Origin of the sequence: Azospirillum lipoferum, assembly GCF_024170005.1 — a bacterium.
Lineage (GTDB): Bacteria > Pseudomonadota > Alphaproteobacteria > Azospirillales > Azospirillaceae > Azospirillum > Azospirillum lipoferum.
The window spans coordinates 1-1,447 of record NZ_JALJXJ010000047.1; the positions used below are offsets into that span (position 1 = coordinate 1).

At 67.6% G+C, this 1,447-nt stretch carries 1 pseudogene; it reads right to left on the reverse strand.

The features are described from left to right. Window positions 1-71 precede the first annotated feature (71 nt). Window positions 72-1,447: pseudogene (locus J2848_RS35800) on the reverse strand (IS1182 family transposase); the annotation flags it as partial.

Genomic DNA, 1,447 nt, shown 5'->3' on the forward strand with positions numbered 1-1,447 from the left:
CGATACTGTTGGCGAATCATTTGAAACGGATTGAGCAGGAAACTGTACACGAATAAGGCAGGGTCGGTTGATCAAGCGGCCAGTGCGGCAAAGCGGGAGCGGCGGGTTGGGGCGAGGGGTCGCCCGCGCAGCCACGCGGCGATCCGGTCGAGGTTGAGGGCCGCCGCGACTGCCACGTGCTGAAGATGGGCCTTCGCGATACCCTTGTACCGGGCGCGGCGCAGTCCGAAGCTGCGCACCGCTTGGGACAAGGTGCCTTCCACGCCCTGGCGCAAGGCGTAGAGTGGCTGTTCGCTGTCTGTCTCCTTCCGCGCTCGGGCGACCGCCAACGCCTCGTGCTCGTCGCGCGGGCGTAGCCTGAGATTGCGCCCCCACTTCACACCGGTCGCTCGGGTGCATTGCGCGCGCGCCTCGCAGGCCCGACAGTCGGCGGGATTGAACCGGACCTTGACGTAGGGGCTCCCCGACCTGTCCCTGTAATCGCGCCAACTCTGGCTTTGTTTGTCGCGCGGGCAGATCGCGCGGCTCGCTTCCCAGTCGATCCGGAAATCGGCGGCGCGGAAGCCGCCGCCCTGGCGCTGCTGCCAACTCAGGTTCTTCCGGGGTGGGCCGACGAGGTCGATCGCGAACACCTCCCGGGCTGTCACGAGGTGGGCCGCGCTGACGTAGGCCGAATCAACCAGATGGAGGGCGGGCGCGATCCCCTTGGCCGCCAACGCCACATGGATCGGCTCCGTCCTCATGGCTTCGTGAACGTTGGCTGCCGTGGTATCGGCATGCACGATCAGGCGTGGCGCGTCGTCATCGCAGGTCTCGCTGAGATGGACCATGTAGCCGGTCCACTCCATGCCGCTCTTGCTGCAGTAACGAGCGTCGGTGTCGTAGGGAGATTCCAGTCTGTCCTCGCCACCTCGCCCGCTCACAGGCCGCAATCGTGCCCGGCCGTTTCCCGATGGATCAGCGGGATCCGGCGTCTTCTCGAAATGGCAGCGCCAGACCGTCCGGAGCACCTCGACAGCCGGCATGGTCGCCACCCCCGGTGGCGATTCCGGGCCGTCCAGCGCGGCAAGAAGCCGAAAGCCGTCATCGCCGATCTCATCAGCAAGAGCCGCCCGCTCGGCCGGCGTCTTTGGCAACCGGAAGTCCTCGATCCGCCGGCTGTAACGTTCATACCAGACCGGGAGCGCCACACTGCGCAGCCACGCGGGGGCCATGGCCGCGAGGGCATTGAGTGCCGCGCGCAACGTCTCGCCCAGGAGTTCCAACCGGTTCGGTTCCCGGACAGCGGCGAGCACATGGGTCGAGTCCGTCCGTTGTCGCCCTCGGGCCTTGAGCAGGCCCTGCGTCCGGCCGGCATCGAGCACCCGCTCCAGGAGGCGTTCCTCGGCCCCCCCCCGGCCAGCAGCCGTCCGCGAAACTCGGTCAGGACGCTGTGATCGAAGCCGGC